This is a genomic window from Phaeobacter sp. PT47_59 (genome assembly GCF_028890025.1).
In the GTDB taxonomy this organism is placed as follows: domain Bacteria; phylum Pseudomonadota; class Alphaproteobacteria; order Rhodobacterales; family Rhodobacteraceae; genus Phycobacter.
In genome coordinates this window covers 1-16,243 of the sequence record NZ_JARCJL010000013.1, presented here as the reverse complement: position 1 = coordinate 16,243, position 16,243 = coordinate 1, and the positions used below count along the sequence as shown (strand labels likewise).

At 59.6% G+C, this 16,243-nt stretch carries 19 protein-coding genes and 1 tRNA gene; 11 read left to right on the top strand and 9 right to left on the bottom strand.

What is annotated here, in order from left to right; all coding sequences use genetic code 11:
• The first annotated feature begins 60 nt into the window (after positions 1-60).
• Together PXK01_RS13105 and ndk are read left to right on the top strand one after the other, a co-directional pair.
• Complete coding sequence (locus tag PXK01_RS13105; protein WP_274860414.1) at positions 61-1,263, top strand: multidrug effflux MFS transporter; 1,203 nt, start codon at positions 61-63, stop codon at positions 1,261-1,263.
• Between the two features lie 147 nt (positions 1,264-1,410).
• Positions 1,411-1,833, top strand: a complete 423-nt coding sequence (ndk, locus tag PXK01_RS13100) for a nucleoside-diphosphate kinase (protein ID WP_274849034.1) — start codon at positions 1,411-1,413, stop codon at positions 1,831-1,833.
• Positions 1,834-1,906: 73 nt separating this feature from the next.
• Here ndk and PXK01_RS13095 read toward each other — a convergent pair whose 3' ends face one another.
• A complete protein-coding gene (locus tag PXK01_RS13095; RefSeq protein ID WP_274860413.1) occupies positions 1,907-2,254 on the bottom strand; it encodes a TfoX/Sxy family protein in 348 nt (115 codons plus the stop codon).
• A 123-nt stretch (positions 2,255-2,377) separates the two neighbouring features.
• Between PXK01_RS13095 and PXK01_RS13090 the strand changes: the two genes are divergently transcribed.
• Positions 2,378-3,604, top strand: a complete 1,227-nt coding sequence (locus tag PXK01_RS13090; protein ID WP_274860411.1) for a cytochrome P450 — start codon at positions 2,378-2,380, stop codon at positions 3,602-3,604.
• A 128-nt stretch (positions 3,605-3,732) separates the two neighbouring features.
• Positions 3,733-4,608, top strand: a complete 876-nt coding sequence (locus PXK01_RS13085; RefSeq protein ID WP_274860410.1) for a hypothetical protein — start codon at positions 3,733-3,735, stop codon at positions 4,606-4,608.
• Positions 4,609-4,832: 224 nt separating this feature from the next.
• Here the strand turns inward: PXK01_RS13085 and PXK01_RS13080 are convergent, their stop codons facing one another.
• A complete protein-coding gene (locus tag PXK01_RS13080) occupies positions 4,833-5,447 on the bottom strand; it encodes a response regulator transcription factor (protein ID WP_274860409.1) in 615 nt (204 codons plus the stop codon).
• Positions 5,448-5,770: 323 nt separating this feature from the next.
• Between PXK01_RS13080 and PXK01_RS13075 the strand changes: the two genes are divergently transcribed.
• The 3 genes from PXK01_RS13075 (at position 5,771) to PXK01_RS13065 (ending at position 9,027) form a co-directional block, all read left to right on the top strand.
• Positions 5,771-6,268 (top strand): oxidoreductase, encoded by a 498-nt coding sequence (locus tag PXK01_RS13075; RefSeq protein ID WP_274860408.1) that lies wholly within the window; start codon positions 5,771-5,773, stop codon positions 6,266-6,268.
• Positions 6,269-6,280: 12 nt separating this feature from the next.
• Positions 6,281-8,779, top strand: a complete 2,499-nt coding sequence (locus tag PXK01_RS13070; RefSeq protein WP_274860406.1) for a hybrid sensor histidine kinase/response regulator — start codon at positions 6,281-6,283, stop codon at positions 8,777-8,779.
• A gap of 173 nt (positions 8,780-8,952) precedes the next feature.
• Positions 8,953-9,027 (top strand) — tRNA-Asn (locus PXK01_RS13065).
• A 125-nt stretch (positions 9,028-9,152) separates the two neighbouring features.
• Here the strand turns inward: PXK01_RS13065 and PXK01_RS13060 are convergent.
• Positions 9,153-9,911, bottom strand: coding sequence for a Cap15 family cyclic dinucleotide receptor domain-containing protein (locus PXK01_RS13060; RefSeq protein WP_274860404.1), 759 nt, complete (start codon positions 9,909-9,911; stop codon positions 9,153-9,155).
• 93 nt (positions 9,912-10,004) lie between these two features.
• On the opposite strand from PXK01_RS13060, the gene PXK01_RS13055 reads away from it, so the two are divergent.
• Together PXK01_RS13055 and PXK01_RS13050 are read left to right on the top strand one after the other, a co-directional pair.
• On the top strand, positions 10,005-11,114 hold the full coding sequence (locus PXK01_RS13055; RefSeq protein WP_274860403.1) for a cyclic GMP-AMP synthase DncV-like nucleotidyltransferase: 1,110 nt from the start codon (positions 10,005-10,007) through the stop codon (positions 11,112-11,114).
• 308 nt (positions 11,115-11,422) lie between these two features.
• Positions 11,423-11,785, top strand: coding sequence for an SEC-C metal-binding domain-containing protein (locus tag PXK01_RS13050; RefSeq protein WP_274860402.1), 363 nt, complete (start codon positions 11,423-11,425; stop codon positions 11,783-11,785).
• A 48-nt stretch (positions 11,786-11,833) separates the two neighbouring features.
• On the opposite strand, the gene PXK01_RS13045 is transcribed toward PXK01_RS13050, so the two are convergent.
• Complete coding sequence (locus tag PXK01_RS13045; RefSeq protein WP_274860401.1) at positions 11,834-12,316, bottom strand: hypothetical protein; 483 nt, start codon at positions 12,314-12,316, stop codon at positions 11,834-11,836.
• 202 nt (positions 12,317-12,518) lie between these two features.
• Here PXK01_RS13045 and PXK01_RS13040 point away from each other — a divergent pair, with 202 nt between their 5' ends.
• Entirely contained in the window at positions 12,519-12,899 is a 381-nt protein-coding gene (locus tag PXK01_RS13040; protein WP_274860400.1) for a hypothetical protein, read from the top strand.
• Positions 12,900-13,239: 340 nt separating this feature from the next.
• Here PXK01_RS13040 and PXK01_RS13035 read toward each other — a convergent pair whose 3' ends face one another.
• Both PXK01_RS13035 and PXK01_RS13030 read right to left on the bottom strand, forming a co-directional pair.
• A complete protein-coding gene (locus PXK01_RS13035; protein ID WP_274860399.1) occupies positions 13,240-13,464 on the bottom strand; it encodes a hypothetical protein in 225 nt (74 codons plus the stop codon).
• Between the two features lie 142 nt (positions 13,465-13,606).
• A complete protein-coding gene (locus PXK01_RS13030) occupies positions 13,607-13,825 on the bottom strand; it encodes a helix-turn-helix domain-containing protein (protein ID WP_342456192.1) in 219 nt (72 codons plus the stop codon).
• A gap of 75 nt (positions 13,826-13,900) precedes the next feature.
• Here PXK01_RS13030 and PXK01_RS13025 point away from each other — a divergent pair, with 75 nt between their 5' ends.
• Positions 13,901-14,395: a hypothetical protein gene (locus PXK01_RS13025; RefSeq protein ID WP_274860397.1), complete on the top strand. Its 495-nt coding sequence runs from the start codon at positions 13,901-13,903 to the stop codon at positions 14,393-14,395.
• A 6-nt stretch (positions 14,396-14,401) separates the two neighbouring features.
• On the opposite strand, the gene PXK01_RS13020 is transcribed toward PXK01_RS13025, so the two are convergent.
• From PXK01_RS13020 to PXK01_RS13010, 3 genes are all read right to left on the bottom strand, one after another.
• Positions 14,402-14,836 (bottom strand): hypothetical protein, encoded by a 435-nt coding sequence (locus PXK01_RS13020; protein WP_274860396.1) that lies wholly within the window; start codon positions 14,834-14,836, stop codon positions 14,402-14,404.
• Positions 14,833-15,492, bottom strand: coding sequence for a hypothetical protein (locus PXK01_RS13015; RefSeq protein ID WP_274860395.1), 660 nt, complete (start codon positions 15,490-15,492; stop codon positions 14,833-14,835). Before PXK01_RS13015 ends, PXK01_RS13020 begins: the two co-directional genes overlap by 4 nt.
• A gap of 169 nt (positions 15,493-15,661) precedes the next feature.
• Positions 15,662-16,036, bottom strand: coding sequence for a hypothetical protein (locus PXK01_RS13010; RefSeq protein ID WP_274860394.1), 375 nt, complete (start codon positions 16,034-16,036; stop codon positions 15,662-15,664).
• Positions 16,037-16,243 lie beyond the last annotated feature (207 nt).

Genomic DNA, 16,243 nt, shown 5'->3' with positions numbered 1-16,243 from the left:
CTTCCTGGGCTTGCGTGCTAGCTGGATCACATTGATACCTTTCCTGTCGGTGATCTCCCCATGCGGCCTGCGCAAACGGCGCCTCACATCGTGACGCTCATCTTCGGTACCGCCCTGTCGGTTCTGTCGCTCAATATGTTTCTGCCGTCACTGGCTCGGATCGGCGAGGATTTCCAGGCCGATTATGGCCTGGTGAACCTGTCCATCGCCGGATATCTGGCGATTTCCGCGGTGCTGCAGCTGGTGATGGGGCCGCTGTCGGATCGCTTTGGGCGGCGTCCGGTGATGCTCTTGTCGATTGCGATCTTCGTTGCGGCCTCTGTCGGCTGCGCCTTGGCGCAATCGATCTGGGTGTTCTTGGGCTTTCGCCTGGCGCAGGGCGCGGTGGTTGCGGGGCAGGTGGTGTCGCGTGCCGCGATCCGCGACATGCACAGCGCCCAAGAGGCCGCCAGCAAGATGGGCTATGTCTCGATGGCGATGGCCCTGGCGCCGATGCTGGGGCCGATGCTGGGCGGTTTCCTGGAAATGGCCTTCGGCTGGCGGGCGGGATTTGTCCTTTATACTGTGCTGGGCCTTGGCATGCTGGCCCTGGCCTGGGGCGACTGGGGCGAGACCAACAGCAACCGGTCCGCCACCTTCGGTGCACAGATGCGCACATACCCCGAACTGCTGGCCTCGCGCCGGTTCTGGGGCTACAGCCTGTGTGTCGCCTTCTCCATTGGCGGTTTCTTTGCCTTCATCACCGGTGCGCCCCTGGTGGCGGCGGCCTGGTTCGACCTGAGCCCGGCCATGGTGGGGCTTGGAATCGGCATCATCACCGGTGGCTTCATGCTGGGCAATTTCATCACCGGCCGGGTTGCGGGCCGGGTGCCGCTTTTGACGCTGATCATTGCCGGGCGCATCAGTGCGACCCTTGGCCCGCTGGCGGGTCTGTTCCTCTTTGCACTGGGGCAGGGATCGGTTCCGGTCTTCTTCGGCTCGGCGATCCTTGTGGGGTTCGGCAACGGGCTTACCATCGCCAATGCCAGTGCCGGTCTGATGTCGGTACGGCCGCATCTTGCGGGCAGCGCCTCGGGGCTTTCGGGCGCCTTGTCGGTGGCGCTTGGCGCGGTGATCACCTCGTTGACCGGCGCATTGGTGGAGCCTCACCTCGCGCCTTTCGCGGTGCTGGGCATCATCCTTTGCTCCAGCATCCTGGCGCTGGCCTCTGCGCTTTATGTGCGCTGGGTCGATCGGTGCGATCCCTTGCCCGAGGCGGGCTGACACGCCGCTGTGCCGCCTGGGCGCGTGTAAATGGCCTCTTGGCGCAACTCGGCCCTTCCCATGCGGGCGCAGGCATGCTAGGCGGCGCGCGAGATATCCGGCGCGGGAATTGCCCCCGTGCCCGCATTTTGGAATGGAGAACGCCCGATGGCTCTGGAACGCACCTTTTCGATCATCAAGCCCGATGCAACCCGCCGCAACCTGACCGGCGCGATCAACGCCAAGTTCGAAGAAGCTGGCCTGCGCATCGTCGCGCAAAAGCGCATCCACCTGACCAAGGAACAGGCTGGCAAGTTTTACGAAGTGCACGCCGAGCGTCCCTTCTACGACGAACTGTGCGAATTCATGTCCTCCGAGCCGATCGTCTGCCAGGTTCTGGAAGGTGAAGGTGCCATCGCGAAAAACCGCGAAATCATGGGCGCCACCAACCCCGCCGATGCGGCCCCCGGCACCATCCGCGCCGAGTTCGCAGAATCGGTTGGCGAAAACTCCGTCCACGGTTCCGACGCACCGGAAACCGCAGCGGTTGAAATCGCCTACTTCTTCTCCGGTCTGGAACTGGTCGGCTAAGCCGGATCTGTCCTGATCAGGAATTCGGGCCGTGCGGGGAGACCTGCGCGGCCTTTTTCTTTGCTGAGGTACCTCACCCGCGCCGGGGGATGACACCGATGGCGTCCAGCTCGCGCTCAAGCCGTGACAGGCCGGCGGCCTGGGTCGTGGCCGTTTTGTTCTCGGCCTTGATCTGATCGAACCGCTTGCGCAGGGCCGTCTTCTCCTCCCCCTTGCAATCGTTCCAGGGGCGGCCCTGAAGCCCCATCACCAGCACGTAGTAGCCGATGAAATGGGGGCGGCTGCCCGCCTGCAACAGCCGTGCATAGGCGGCATCGGCGCCAAGATCCCGCAGCTCTTCGGCGGAATGGATGCCGGCACGGGCAAAGGCTTCTTCCGAGGCGGGGCCAAGATTGCGGATCGACGAGATGGGCGAGGACATAAGGCGAACATATGCGGGTTGCGCGATCCTGTCACGCCGGTTTCGTTGCGGAATTTTCCCGCATGGTGATTGACACTCACGGATGGGCGGATGACCTTACGGCACGTTCTGGGAGGAGCACACGTGAGCAAACAGCCAGCCACCGATAGTATCCACGCCTTTGATCTGGCCAATCCGCCGGACGGATTTGTCGAAGATCCCTTTCCCTTTTATGATGCGCTCCTGGCCGATGCGCCGGTGCTGAAACAACCGGATGGCTCTATCCTGTTGAGCAGGCACGCAGATCTGGACCGGATCTATCGCGATACCACGTCGTTTTCATCGGACAAGAAGGCTGCCTTTGCGCCCAAGTTCGGGGAAGGCTCGCCGCTGTTTGAACATCACACCACATCGCTGGTGTTCTCTGATCCGCCGCTGCATACCCGGGTGCGCAAGATCATGACCTCGGCGCTGACGCCGCGCGCCATTGGCCGGATGGAGCAGGGGCTGATCGATACCGTGGATCAGCTGCTTGACGCGATGGAAGGGCGCGAGGAGGTGGACCTGATCGAGGATTTCGCCTCCACCATCCCGATCCAGATCATCGGCAATCTCCTGGACGTGCCGATGGAGGAGCGCGGTCCGCTGCGGGACTGGTCGCTGGCGATCCTGGGCGCGCTGGAGCCTGCCTTGAGCGACGCGCAGCTGGCGCAGGGCCATCGCGCGGTGGAGGAGTTCAAGACCTACCTGACCGGCCTTATCGCCGATCGTCGTGCGCATCCCGGTGATCCCGAAACAGATGTGCTGACCCGGCTCATTCGGGGCGAGGGGGCGGATGCGCAGCTGAGCGAGATCGAACTCATTCAGAACTGTATCTTCATCCTGAACGCGGGGCATGAGACCACCACCAACCTGATCGGCAACGGGCTGGCGCTCTTGAATGATCACCCCGATCAGCGCGCGCGTCTGCAGGAGGATCCCGAGCTGATCAAACCGGCGGTGGAGGAGATGCTGCGCATGCGGTCCCCGAACCAGCTGGGCAACCGCGAAACCACCCGAATGGTCGAGATCGGCGGGGTGGAGATCCCGCGCGGCACCAACCTGCACCTGGTGATCGGGGCGGCCAACCGCGACCCGGAGGTGTTCAAGGATCCGGGGCGTTTCGACATCGCGCGCAAGCCCAACCGCCATCTGGCCTTTGCGGGCGGACCGCATGTCTGCGTCGGGCTGACACTGGCGCGGCTGGAAGGGAAGATCGCAATCGAGCGTTTCCTGAAGCGCTATCCGAACTACCATCTGTTGCCCGGTCGGGTGCCCGGCGGGCGCATCCGGTTCCGGGGCTATGCGCATCTGCCTTCGCGGCTGGGGTGAGCCTGAAGCAGTAGTTTCGCGCCAAGGGCCTATCCTTTTGCACCGGGTCTTCCGCCCCATGGATAGGCGCTTTTGCGGGGCTGCGGGCCTATTAATGGGTTAACGGTATCAACCCGGAGAGGCGTCACATGATCTATCCGATTGTACTTTCTGGCCCGCAGGAGCCAGGCGGATGCGGGGCGGCAGAGAGCCTGCCTGCGCATTTCTGCGGTGAAGAGATGGTCGAAAGCCGGTTCCAATCGCTGCTGCGGGGATTGATGCACCCGATGTTCGCCGCGCCCACCATCGTTGCCTGCGAAGCCCACAGGTTCCTCGCGGTGCAACAGATGCAGGCGGTGGGCGCCTCGGGCGACCTGTTGATCGAACCCGGCCTGTCGAATTCTGCTGCCGCCCTGGCGGCGGTCGCGCTCAGGTTCCAGCATGACCCGGAGGCCACTCTTCTGGTGCTTCCGGCCGAGTATTCCGGTGCCGAAGGCGCTCCCTTTTATCACGTCCTAGAGGCGGCCTTGCCGGAGGTCTTTGTCGGCAGCCTGGTGCTGTTGACGCAGGAGGGCCGCGGCACCTCCCGCTATGGTCACGCGCAGCCCCTGTGCCGTGCCCGCTTGGGTGAGCCGGTTCAGGCGCTGTTCAAAGACGCCACTTCCGGCGCCTCGGCGTCCGCCGCGCTGACGAATGCGGGTGTCTACATGGTACGGGCCGGAAGCCTGCTGGCGGCCTTCAAACGCTATGCGCCGCGTCTTTTGCAATCCACCAAACGTGCGGTCGAAGAGATCGATGCGCGCGATGGCTTCCTGCGCCTTGCGCCGCAGGCCTATGACCGGGTCCGTCGGGAAGATTTCGAAACAGCGATCCTGGCGCGCATGGAGACGGTTGTGGCGCTGCCGTGCGAAGACCCACAGCAGGATCCCTTTGCGGATTGGTACAGCGATGCGCAGGCCGATCGCGCTGCCGCCACCCGGGCTGCCGGTCAAAAACCGGCAACAGGGCGTGCAATCGCCGCTTGAGATCGAGCCAAGCGATGGCGGGCCCGATGGCTCGGCACCGCGACACTTGGAACGAAGACCACTCCCCATCCGGGCAAAAGCTGCTTCCTGGCCTCCCCAACCGGCCCATCGGCTTTGCTTCATGCCTGGATCACGCCCCGCTGCATGCCCGGTTCCGGCGCGGCGGGGCACTTTCTTTTGCGAAAGATGTCTTTTGCGGCGTAGGCGACCGATCCGCCCGGGGGTCAGAACAGGCTTGCCTCTTTGGCGGTCAGCGCGGCCTGGGTGCGGTTCTTGGCATCCAGCTTCTTGCACAGGGTGCGCACATGCAGCTTGATGGTGACCTCTTGAAGGTCCAGCTCGCGGGCGATTTCCTTGTTTGAAAGCCCCCGGCACAGCCCGTTCAGCACCTCAAGTTCCCGCGGACTCAGCCGTTCGGCCAAGGGGTGCGTCGGGGTCGCGCTCTCGGCGCGCATCAGATCGACCGGGGCGTAGACTTCCCCGGCGCTCATGAACCGAACCGCATTCAGAAGGGACTGCGCCCCCATGGTCTTGGGGATGAAGCCGATGGCCCCGGCATCCAGCGCCGCCTTGGCGGTATTTGCAGGGGCGCTGCCGGACAGGATGGCAACCCCTTTGCCGCCATTGGCCGCCAGCGCCTTGGCCAGACCGTCCAGCCCCATCATGCCCGGCATCTGGTAATCCAGAAGCACGAGGTCATAGGGGCCTTCCGCAGAAATCTTATCCAGGGCGCCGGACAGATCCGTCGCCAAAGAGACCTCTGCGCCGCCCTCATTGCTGAGGTAGGCGGAAATCGTTTCCCGAACCATATCGTGGTCATCTGCCAAAAGAATACGCATACATTTCCTCAGCCAATGTGAGACGTCGAGATCAAACACTACCCGACAAGGGTTTCATAAGTATCAACTCCCGCTGCCGTTGCTCCGATTCTCCTAAACAATCGTCTATAAGGGCCTGATGCGGTCGCGTGCCAATACAATCTAATTAAATAATAACATAGCATTAAGTAATGAGAATGCTGCAATAGTCGAATGCTGCTCTCGATTGGGTGTGGTGCCTATCCCTTCGTATAGAAATATATCCACAGTTGTAGGTGGCAGGTCGATTGCGATCTGGCATGGTAGGCGCATCAGGATAGTCCGGGATGGAGAAGGAGATAGATATGACCCGTTTGATCAGGACCTTATGTGCTTTTGCGGTGGCAATCTGGTCGGGGGCGGCCGGTTCGGCCTGGGCCGGGTCCCAGGACGGCGTGCTGCTCACCGTGCGTCTTGCAGGTGAAGAGTCCGCGCCCGTCACCTTCACGCGCAGCGAATTGGAAGCACTGGGGGAAACTTCATTTGAAACCGAAACCATCTGGACCACGGGCACGCAGACGTTTTCTGGCGTGTCGCTGCTGGCGCTGACCACGCATCTGGGCGTGTCCGAAGGAGTGCTTCAGGCGCGGGCGATCAACGACTACATGGTCGAAGTGCCGGTTTCGGATGCGGTCGAAGGGGGGCCGATCATCGCCTATGAACGCAACGGCGCCGAGATGTCGGTACGTTCCAAGGGGCCGCTGTGGCTTGTTTACCCTTATGACAGCAATCCCGCCTATAAGACCGAAGCGGTCTATTCCCGGAGCATCTGGCAGCTGGATCGGATCGACGTGCAGCAGTGAGGGTGAGGATCGGTGACACAAGAGACGGAGTGGCGTTTTCCGCTTGCATCGCGTTGGGTTCTGGCAGCCGCCTTGATCGTGCTGCCGTTGCTCGCGGTGCAGTCCGTCCGTCTGGGTCACCAGGTTCTGCTGCGCCTTGAGGGGCTTTCGACTGCGGCAACCGACAACATGCAATGGGTGATGTCTCAGGCCGAGGTCGAGCATCTGAAACTTGCAGCCGCGGTCAACGCCGCCAAGGCGCCTGAAGACCTGGGCCTGCTCCGGCGGCAGTTCGACATCTACTACAGCCGCATTGCAACCTTTCTCGAAAGCCCGCTGTTTCAGGATCTGCGCGAAAGCGAGGCGGGCGGGGTGCTCCTGGGCGGGCTAAGCGCCCGGCTGGATCGGCTGGCCGAGCTGATCGATGTCAGCGATCAGCAATTGCTGCAGAATATGCTCCAGGTGCAGGGTGAACTCGCCCACAACGGCGAGGAAGTCCGCGAACTGGCCCTGTTCGGCGTGGTCATCCAGGTCGAGGGGACGGAAGCCAAGCGTCTGCAGCTGTTCAGCATTCTGTCACAGCTGGCCTGGGTGATCCTGGGGCTTTTTGTGGCATTGGCCATCACCGCCTTGATGCTGGCACGCATGTACCGGCGCGGGCAGTCTCTGGCCGAGGAACGCCGCCGCGCCGCCTCCCGGATGGAGGCGATGATCTCTTCCTCGCTGGATGCGATCCTGGTGGTCGATCAGGAGGACCGTATCCAGGCCTTCAACGGAGCCGCCGAGAGCATTTTCGGCTATAGCCGCGCCGAGGCCATCGGGCAGAAGATGCAAAACCTCATCATTCCGCCGCACCTGCGCGAGGCACATGCCCGCGGCATGGCCCGTTTCCTGAAAACCGGTGAAAACCGCGTCATCGGGGCAGGGCGGGTGCAGTTGGACGGCATGCGTAAAACGGGCGAGATCTTCCCGGTGGAACTGTCGCTGTCTCTCAGCCAGACCGGGCAGGACATGGTTTTTGTCAGTTTCCTGCGCGATATCTCCGACCGCATGGCCGCCGAGGAAGAGCTGCGAACGGCGCGCGACGATGCGCTTGCGGGGGAACGGGCCAAGGCGAACCTGCTGACGGTGATGAGCCACGAGATGCGCACGCCGCTGACCGGGGTGCTGGGCGCGATCGATCTGCTGGAGGACACCGATCCCACCAGCGAACAGGCGCGCTATCTGCAGGCGATGCGGGTGTCCGGCGAATTGCTGCTGCATCACGTCAATGATGTTCTGCAGCTGTCGCGCCTGGAGGCGGGCGTCGATCCGGAGAAGATGCGCGTCTTCGACCTGCAGGAGCTTGCCGAAGGCCTGCTAGAAAGCCAGCAGGCCACGGCGCTCAGCCGTGGCATCGACCTGTCTCTGCATTGCAGCCTGGGTCCGTCACCGATGGTGGCGGGGCGGCCGCGTGCGATCCAGCAGGCGCTGTTGAACCTGATTGCCAATGCGCTGAAATTCACCAAGGAAGGTGCGGTTTCCGTCGATATCCAGCGCCAAGCCGACACGGATCAGGTGGAGTTCCAGGTGGCAGATACCGGCCCCGGCATTCCCGAGGAGGATCAGCAGCGGATCTTCGAGGATTTCACCATGCTCGATGCCAGCTATCGGCGCGGCAACGAGGGCACCGGTCTGGGGCTGGCCATCACCCGGCGTATCGTGCTGGCGATGGATGGGGGAATCACCTGCGAAAGCGAGGTCGGAGAGGGCAGCCTGTTCACGATTTCCATGCCGCTGCCGATTGCCTCTGCCCAGATGGAGCAAGACGATGCCGCCACCAAGCAGCAGAGCGGCTCCAACGCGATTCTTGTGGTGGAAGACAACGATATCAATCGCCTGCTCCTGGAGCAGATGCTGGTGCAGCAGGGCCAGGAGGTGACCACCGCCGCCGGAGGCCTGCAGGCTGTGGAGGCGGCACGGGACGGCAGCTTCGATCTGATCCTGATGGATATCAGCATGCCCGAGGTGGATGGCATCGAGGCCATTCGCCGGATCCGGGAGGGAAAACTGGCAGAGGGCACGGATATCGTGGCCCTGACCGCCCATGCCGCCCCCGAGGATCACGCCCGCATTCTGGAGGCCGGATTTGCCGAGGTGATCACCAAGCCGATCAGCAAACGGGAACTGGCCGATCTGATCGCCCGCCGCGCCGGTCGCACGCCGGTGCTGGCCGAGGACAATCAGCAGGAGAATATCGTTCAGTTCTTCGATGCCCTGGGTCCGGAGCGCGCCCGGGGGTTCCTGGTCACCTTCTGTCAGGATGTCGAACGGCTGCGCGCGGATCTGGCTGCCAGTTCCGAACTGACCAGCGCCCTGCGCCAGGAGGCTCACCGCCTGGCCGGCTCCGCGGCGGTCCTGGGCCTGACCCGCTTCCGGGCCTTGATGCTGGAGATTGAAATGGCCGAGGGCGATCAGGTGGTCGATCCGCAGCTTCTGGACGAAATCTGGAGCGAGGCGGAGAGCTTCCTCTCCGTCCACATGTGTGCCTGACCCTGCGCCAGAGGCATTCGTCCGCGCGACACACCGCATGGTCCCAAAAGAAACCCGTGCGCCCAATGGGTTATGTCTATGCGCTGCAGAGTTGACTGGGGCAAAAAACTTGCGGGCGACGTCAATTTCCCTCTGGACGCGCCGCAATGGTCCCGCTATATCGCCTGCACCGTTCCGGCGTAGCTCAGCGGTAGAGCAGTTGACTGTTAATCAATTGGTCGTAGGTTCGATCCCTACCGCCGGAGCCAAAGATTTCAAGGACTTAGCGCTCATCCGCTAAGTCCTTTTTCTTTTCGAGTACAGAGTAAGTACAGCAAACACTGCCCGGATCGGTGTTGTTGGATCATTTGTGACCCAGTGCCATGTTCTTTCGCTAACTATCGGCCTCTAAACGCTTTTTCTCCTCCGCCGCATATTGACGTAGAGATTTACCCTTTTCCTTGCGTTGAGTGGATCGGTGCAGTTCAAGGCGCCCTGCTGTATTGAGCCCTATCTGCCAATTCCTTCGGGTCCAATACACTCCTTCGGCTACGTCGAGGTTGTCCGGGTCGATGGTCAGGTCGGCAGCACCCATATGCCTTTCCTCGTCTGTGATGGCCGGATTTGGCGAAGTCTGTTCATAGACGTAGGTGAGATGTATCCGCCCAGAGTGCTGATCCCGGTGAGGCTTCGCGGTTATCGAATGCGAACGCCCGTCGGTCGAACTGAGGCCCGCCTCGACCTTCAAACGGAACAAGGAGGCCGTAACCTGAACGGCCATAGCATCCACCTGTTCTTGCGTTGAGTGCAACTCTTCTTTGTCAATGACCGAGTAAGCCTGTGCCCCATCCAGCATCTTCTTGATCGTCGGCCAATTGGAGCCAGTTGTCCCCAGCCATACTCCATTCAGGTCAGGTAGCCATCTGTTGAGAGCGGGTATCAAGCGCCACACAACCCGCCAAGGTGCCCAGTAGCCAGTGGGTCCGAAAAACCCGGCGAGGAAACCCAAGAGCACGGGAGGCAGGTATCGGATGAGGTGCTGATCGGTTACCGTAAAGCCCAACAGCAGACCAATGTCGTCGGCGTAAAGCGAGACCGCCACAATCAACGCGACAGCGGAACCAATCCATCTCCAAGGCAACAGTGAATACACGATTCGTTCTCCGATTCTTTTCTGGCCCAATCCCCTTGAATTTCGTCGGCGCGCCCACCAGATTGAGGGGAACGACAGAGGCAGGTGCCCAAGATGTATGATTTTTCAAAGCGAATTTCCAGCTTTCACAACCAACACGTCCGGCTGAGCAACGACCAGCGCGCGGACATGAAGCGCAGACGCGAAACCAATCTCGACCGTATCGAGAAGGGTCTCGAAGAATTGGAAAAGCCAGCCTTCAAAGAAACCATCAATCAAGGTGGTTACGCTCAAAAGACCATGACCCAACCGCCGGAATCCGACCAGGAAAGCCGGTACGACATCGACCTTGGAATCGTTTTCGATCAGGACGATGCCAATGGACCGAGAACCACCCGTGATTGGGTTCGCCAAGCAATCGCCCGCAAGGCGACGAATATGAAGAACGATCCGGTGACCAAGAAAAAGTGTGTCCGGGTTGTGTATGCGGACGGGTATCAGTGTGATTTCCCCGTGTTCCGTAGGCGCTGGACCGATGTAGGCTGGCGCTACGAACTGTCTTCGGGCGATGAGTGGGTTGCCTCCGACCCTGCCGCCATGAACCAGTGGATTGAGCGAGAGGTTTCCTGGAAAAGCCCGGAGACTTCGGGCAGCTACCAGCTGCGACGCATCATCCGATTTGGTAAGTTCTTCTCGAAGACGCATGCCGCAAGGCTCAAAAGGTCTTTTCCCGGCGGTTTGGTCGCTACCGCGCTATTCATTGAGTGCTACACGGCGGATGAGGGCCGCGACGACAGGTCCTTCCGGGAGACGCTTCGCAGCCTGTCACAGCGTTCGAAATACACGCCCGTGTTTGCCAACGGAGTTCAAGTATCAGACGACAAGGATACCGACCGCATTGGTCGGTTGATCGACCAGGCTAAGGACACCGTAAAGGAACTCGACAAACTTGACGCGGACGACATCACAGATTCAGACGCCAACAAGATTTGGAAGACCGTCTTCCGCCATAGCTTTTTTGACGATGCTACTAAGAATGCGGCAAACAGCTCCAGTGCTCCCCTTGAAACCAAGAGTGCTCTTGGCGGTGCCGGTCTGGCCGCACCATTTCTTGCCTCGAAAGCAGCGGCTGCACTCTCAGATAGCGAAAAGCAATCGCGAATGGAGTCGGCGGTCAACGCTCGGAAAGAGAGCGGGAGTGGTGGCAAACCTTGGGCGGAGTGACTATACCGGACGCCTTCTATTCTGAGGTGCAAAAGGCAGTAGCTCATCATCAGCCAGAGCTGAGCGTTTCACGAACAGAAAGGCTAATTATTCTTGAGGGCCAGTTCCTTGCTTGTGGACCCGATGGGCCAGTCGATACGCCAGATGGGGTCTTCGATTCCTACAAAATCCAGGCAGGAGTGACAGCGGGATTTCCCGTTGAGGAACCAGTCGTTTTCGAGACCGGAGGGCGTATTCCGCGGATAGCTGATCGTCATGTTTTTCCAGAGGATGGGAACTGCTGCCTAGGCGTTTGGGAGGAGTGGCTATTGACGGCACCAGATCATCGTTTTGAGACCTTTCTCACTGGGCCGATGCACGACTATTTCGTCAGCCAGACCCACTTTGAGGTCAATGGCAGTTGGCCCTATGGTGAAAGATCACATGGCGTTCTCGGCGTTTTAGAAAGCTATGCTGATCTTCTCGGCGTGTCCCCCGACGCAAGAGTCATAGCAGACTATCTTCACCTGCTTTCTCGCCAGAAAATTAAAGGACACGCATTGTGTCCTTGCGGTAGCGGGAAACGCCTGAGGGACTGTCACAGCGATGATCTCCGAAGGTTGAGCCAAAGAATTCCGTCGTTTATGGCAAAACGGATGCACGCCACGATCACGCCACGAAAAGCCGCCTAAGGAACTGCTGGGGTCGGCGACCACGAAGGCCGCCAACTACACAAACGCCTAGCCCTTTGACTTCCTGCGCATCGGAACATCCACACCTTTCTTCCGCATGACCGCTGCAACAGAAGCAACCGAGCGAGTCGTGGTTTTGGCACCGGGAAACTCGGCCACGATCTGATCCACAATCGCCGCATAGCCCAAATTTTCGTCCATCAGCAGCTTTTCAGTGAGGCGGCTGATCGTCAGCTTTGGCCGACCGGTCTCGGCGGCTTCCTCTGCCTCATGGCTGGCTTGCTCGGCGTCTTCGGCAGCCTCGGCCTTGGTCTCGTCGGCCTCGGTCGCACCGAGTTCTCTGACCTCGACAAAGATACTGCCCGGATGCTCGCCTTGCTTCTTTTGGGCGAGGTCAAGACGACCGCAGAAGCCGACCACTGCCCAACCGTCTTTGCCTTCCAGCAGGACAGCATGAGAGTAGGTTCGATCGGTCTTGCGGGTGTGTTCCGATCCGTCAGGTGCAGTTGCAACATAGGTGGTCTTGGTCATGGCTGTTCTCCTTATCAGCGTTGATAGGATCATCCTGTCGAGAAGCGGGTAGCCTGCGAGCCGGTCGGTTGCTCACAAATTGCTTCAAGCGAAATAGCGGTCTTTTCTTAGCCCGCATTGCGCCCTGCAATCGGACATGAGGGTTCCGGGAAATAGCCTCGAAGTTCACAATCCAACCGTTACCGCAAAAAGGAGAAACAAATTGACCGCAAAGATAATCCCCTTTCCGAATAAGAATACTGCCCTGACGGAGTCGCAGTTTTATTCAACAGAGATGCTCCATTTGGATTTGGCCGCGAATTGGCTGGAGGAGCGGAATTGGTACGCGGAATCCGGCGCCCTTCACGGCTTAGGTGCCGTGAACTGTCCTGCCCTTGTCACCGATGCGCCGACTGATCTGGTTAAGGAAGCATTCGAGATTGCACATGGGCATGTCTGTGAATTTCTCGTGGAGGAGTTCAGCCTCTTAGACACGGAACTGCCAACCCTTGCAGAATTTGCGTCACACAAAATCGAGTCTTGTACATACGGCGGGCGTGTGGGCGTTCATGCTTTTCGGCACAGTACCGTCCTCGCAAGCTAATCGACGCCGTTGGGCGCCGGTGACCAAGCCCGGCGCCCAACAATATTACGCTGCGTCTCGGTGGAGAGCTTGCTTCCCAGCTCTGCAACGCCGACTGGCCTCACTATTCTTCTGTCGCATCGCTTCGGCGCTCCCGTCGCTGTTGCGAAAGAATGTCCTAAGCGACGCGGCATATCCTTCCGAACATTGAAGCGCTTCAGCTAACGTTCGCGCGGTGCAATCGGGATTAAAGTTTAGCATCGTAGATGCAACACCAATTCTATCCAAAGGCATATCAATCTCCTTTTTTGCCGTTGAAAACGAGAAGGGCCGACCACCAATAGATGGACGGCACCATTGTTCAGTCCCAGTCTTCGAAATCAGGAAGATCGTTCCGGGCCAGTACCAGGGCGGCCTCCGATGAAATCGCATTGCCCCTTTCGAGCTGGATCGCGATGTTGACCATCTCGTTCCAAAGTGTGCATTCCACATCCTCAAGTTGAATTGCGAGGTCGTTCCTGCGTTGCTCCAGACAGACCACATCAGTCTGGATTAAGTTTGGCATGTTGGGCTGGTCCATAGGCATGAGTTTTCTCCAAATAGCCGTCCACGATTCGTGTGAACGGACCATCTAATAGGAAAACGTCAAGCCCCGGCATATCCTTATTTGGGGCGCCAGAGGTAAATGATAGTATGTCGGGGTGACGTGCTGCGGCGTCCAGGCGGTCCTACATCAATTTGGCGGGTTCAATGCCGAGCGCCCTGCACCAGTGGACGAACTCAATTACATCAATCCGCCTTTCGTAGCCCTCAACCTTGGCCACAAAAGATTGAGGCTTCGTTAATCTATCGGCCAAGGCCTGTTGCGTCAGGCCAGCCGCCTTCCGCTCAGCGCGCAAATCGTCGATGAGCTTCCTGTATTCTTCATCGTAGATGCTCTTTGACAACCGCACGTTCCATTTGACTGCTCGTGCTGGTCGCGATAATCCCGAAATAGAATTATCCCAAAACAGGATAACGCAATGGGATTGCGCCAAAATCTGACTTCGACGCAAAGAGGCAAGATCGCTGAGTTGCATGTGGCAACGGCGCTCATGTCACAGTCCGGAGGAAGGTTGTCGCCCTTTGAGCCTCTGTCAGACGACCACGGCATCGATTTGGTCGTGCTCGACAAGATCAGCGGCCGGGCGTTGCCGATTCAGGTGAAGTCTTGGCTGCTCGACCCAGACAAACCGGTCAAGAGGGTGCAGTTCGATGTCCAGAAAACGACGTTTGGGGAGGGCAAGTCGGGGGCGTTGATATGTGTCGTCATGGAAATGGAGACCCTGGCCATAGAAACGGCCTGGATGATACCGACGACCGACATTCCGGCCGTAGCTACCGACCGTCCGAACAAGTACGTGCTGGCGCCCAGCCGTCTATCAACCTCGAAGGATAAGTATTCGGGGCACCGGCACAGTTCGATTGCATCGCTGACCGATGCCGTTGAGGCCCTTCTGTCGAAGGGCAAGCCATAAATCGCGTTAGCCGCCAAGCTGTTTGTGCGCTTCGGCAACATCCATGCTAGTGATGCCACCCCGCTCAAGTTCCTGAGCATCGTCGCGGGTCTGCATCAGCGCCTTACCCATGTCGGTATCAAGCGCCCGCAGGTAGGCTTTCTCGAAGGTTTCACCGTCCTGCTGCATCGATTTGGCCAGCGTATCAAGCTGGGTTTCGGCGGCTTCACGGTTTAGCCGTGCGACCTTACGCACATCTTTGGTCATGGTCTTCTCCATATTCGCCGCCGCTCGGGCGGTCTCCACTTGGTTTTCAAGCTGTTCGACCTCCAGGGCCAGTTCAGCGACTTCCTGAGCTTCGGCTTCATCACGGGCCAGCCGCATCAAAGCGTCTTCCAGGTCTTTCTTGCGTGCTTCCAGCCGTGCCAGTTCAGCGGCATGGCGTTGTCCTTCCTGGCTCATCGTGTGGCCTCCATCTTTTCCAGTTCAGCTTGTGCCTCTCGGGACACGTAAGGTTGCGGGGACGATGCCTTGATGCGGAGCAATTCCACCCGTAGGCTTTCGGCCACCCGCCCCTCGGCATCGACAAGAGAAATTGCGTGGCGTTCCCGGATCGGGGTATCGATGCCAAAGGTGCGGGCGAGCTTGACGCCGCCTGACTGGATCAGAGCTTTCACCAGGGGCTCAGCGGCCCGGTTGTTCGTCAGCGCCCGCTCCACGGCGGTCAGGTCGCCACCAGCACCCGAAACCTGCCCAACGTCTTTACGCAGGGCATCGGCATAAGCATCCCACGAAGAAGTCAGCGCATTGAGAGCATCATCCACTTCGGCGGCGAGCTTGGCCCGCTTCGATGTGGCATCAAGTGCGGCCTCGGCACGACGCCGGCGATTGTTCCGTTCGGCACTTTCGGCAGCCCCTCGGCTGCGGTCTTGAAGCTCGGCCAAGGCATCGTCCACGATTGCGATCCGTTCAGCCAATGCGGCTGCGGTTCCGCCGGGTTTCTTCCCGGCGATCATGGCCTCTCGGGCCTCGATACGGGCTTTGTCGAGTTCCCCGCTCAGGCGTTCACGCTCGGCGTTCAGTTCGGCAATGCGTTGGTCCAATTCCTTCTTATCCATATCGGTCCTCGTTTAGCGGTCGTCGGTGAGCCGGACGGCTAGCTGAAAAGGAGAAACATGCTAGCCGTCCGGTGTCGGGAAAGGAGTTGAAATGACCCAACAGCTATACGATGCCGCGTTTGCCTGCTGCGGGGGACCAGCGTGTGACTGTGCAGCGTGAAATGCTGGCTTAGACTTCGCCCATCACGTCGAGTTCCATTTGCCGGATAAGATCACCCGGCGCTCCTGGGGTTGAAAGGAATTGGCCAGGGTTGTCTTTCACATCTGACCGATAAGATCGCCAGCACCGAGGGTTGGGGCAATCAACACCGCTTTCAATGAATGCCTGCATTGCCGGTGTGACCCAGCCTCTGGGAAAGGACATACTGCCGTGGATGAACCACATGCCAACCAGCAACCGAACGGCATTGGCCCGCATTGAGAAATCTGAGGACGGCGGAAAGTCCTCAAACGCCTCCATAACCAACGCCTCGGCCGCTTGTTTGGTCTTGGCATAGGAGATTGAAGGCAAAGGCGGGATTGGCCGGGTCGCAGGTTCACTCATTCGGGGTTCTCGGGCGTCATTGGCGTCCGGAACACCGTGCCGTTATCTCGCGGGCACGTAAGCCAACAAGCCGCCCCTCTGACATACGAGGATTTTATCATAACTTCATTACCTAGGGTCAGGATGCATTGATTTTCCGAGCGCTGCGTGATTCACGGATCCGAAAACGGAGCGGTGACATGAGCAATCTTTTCTGGCTGACCGACG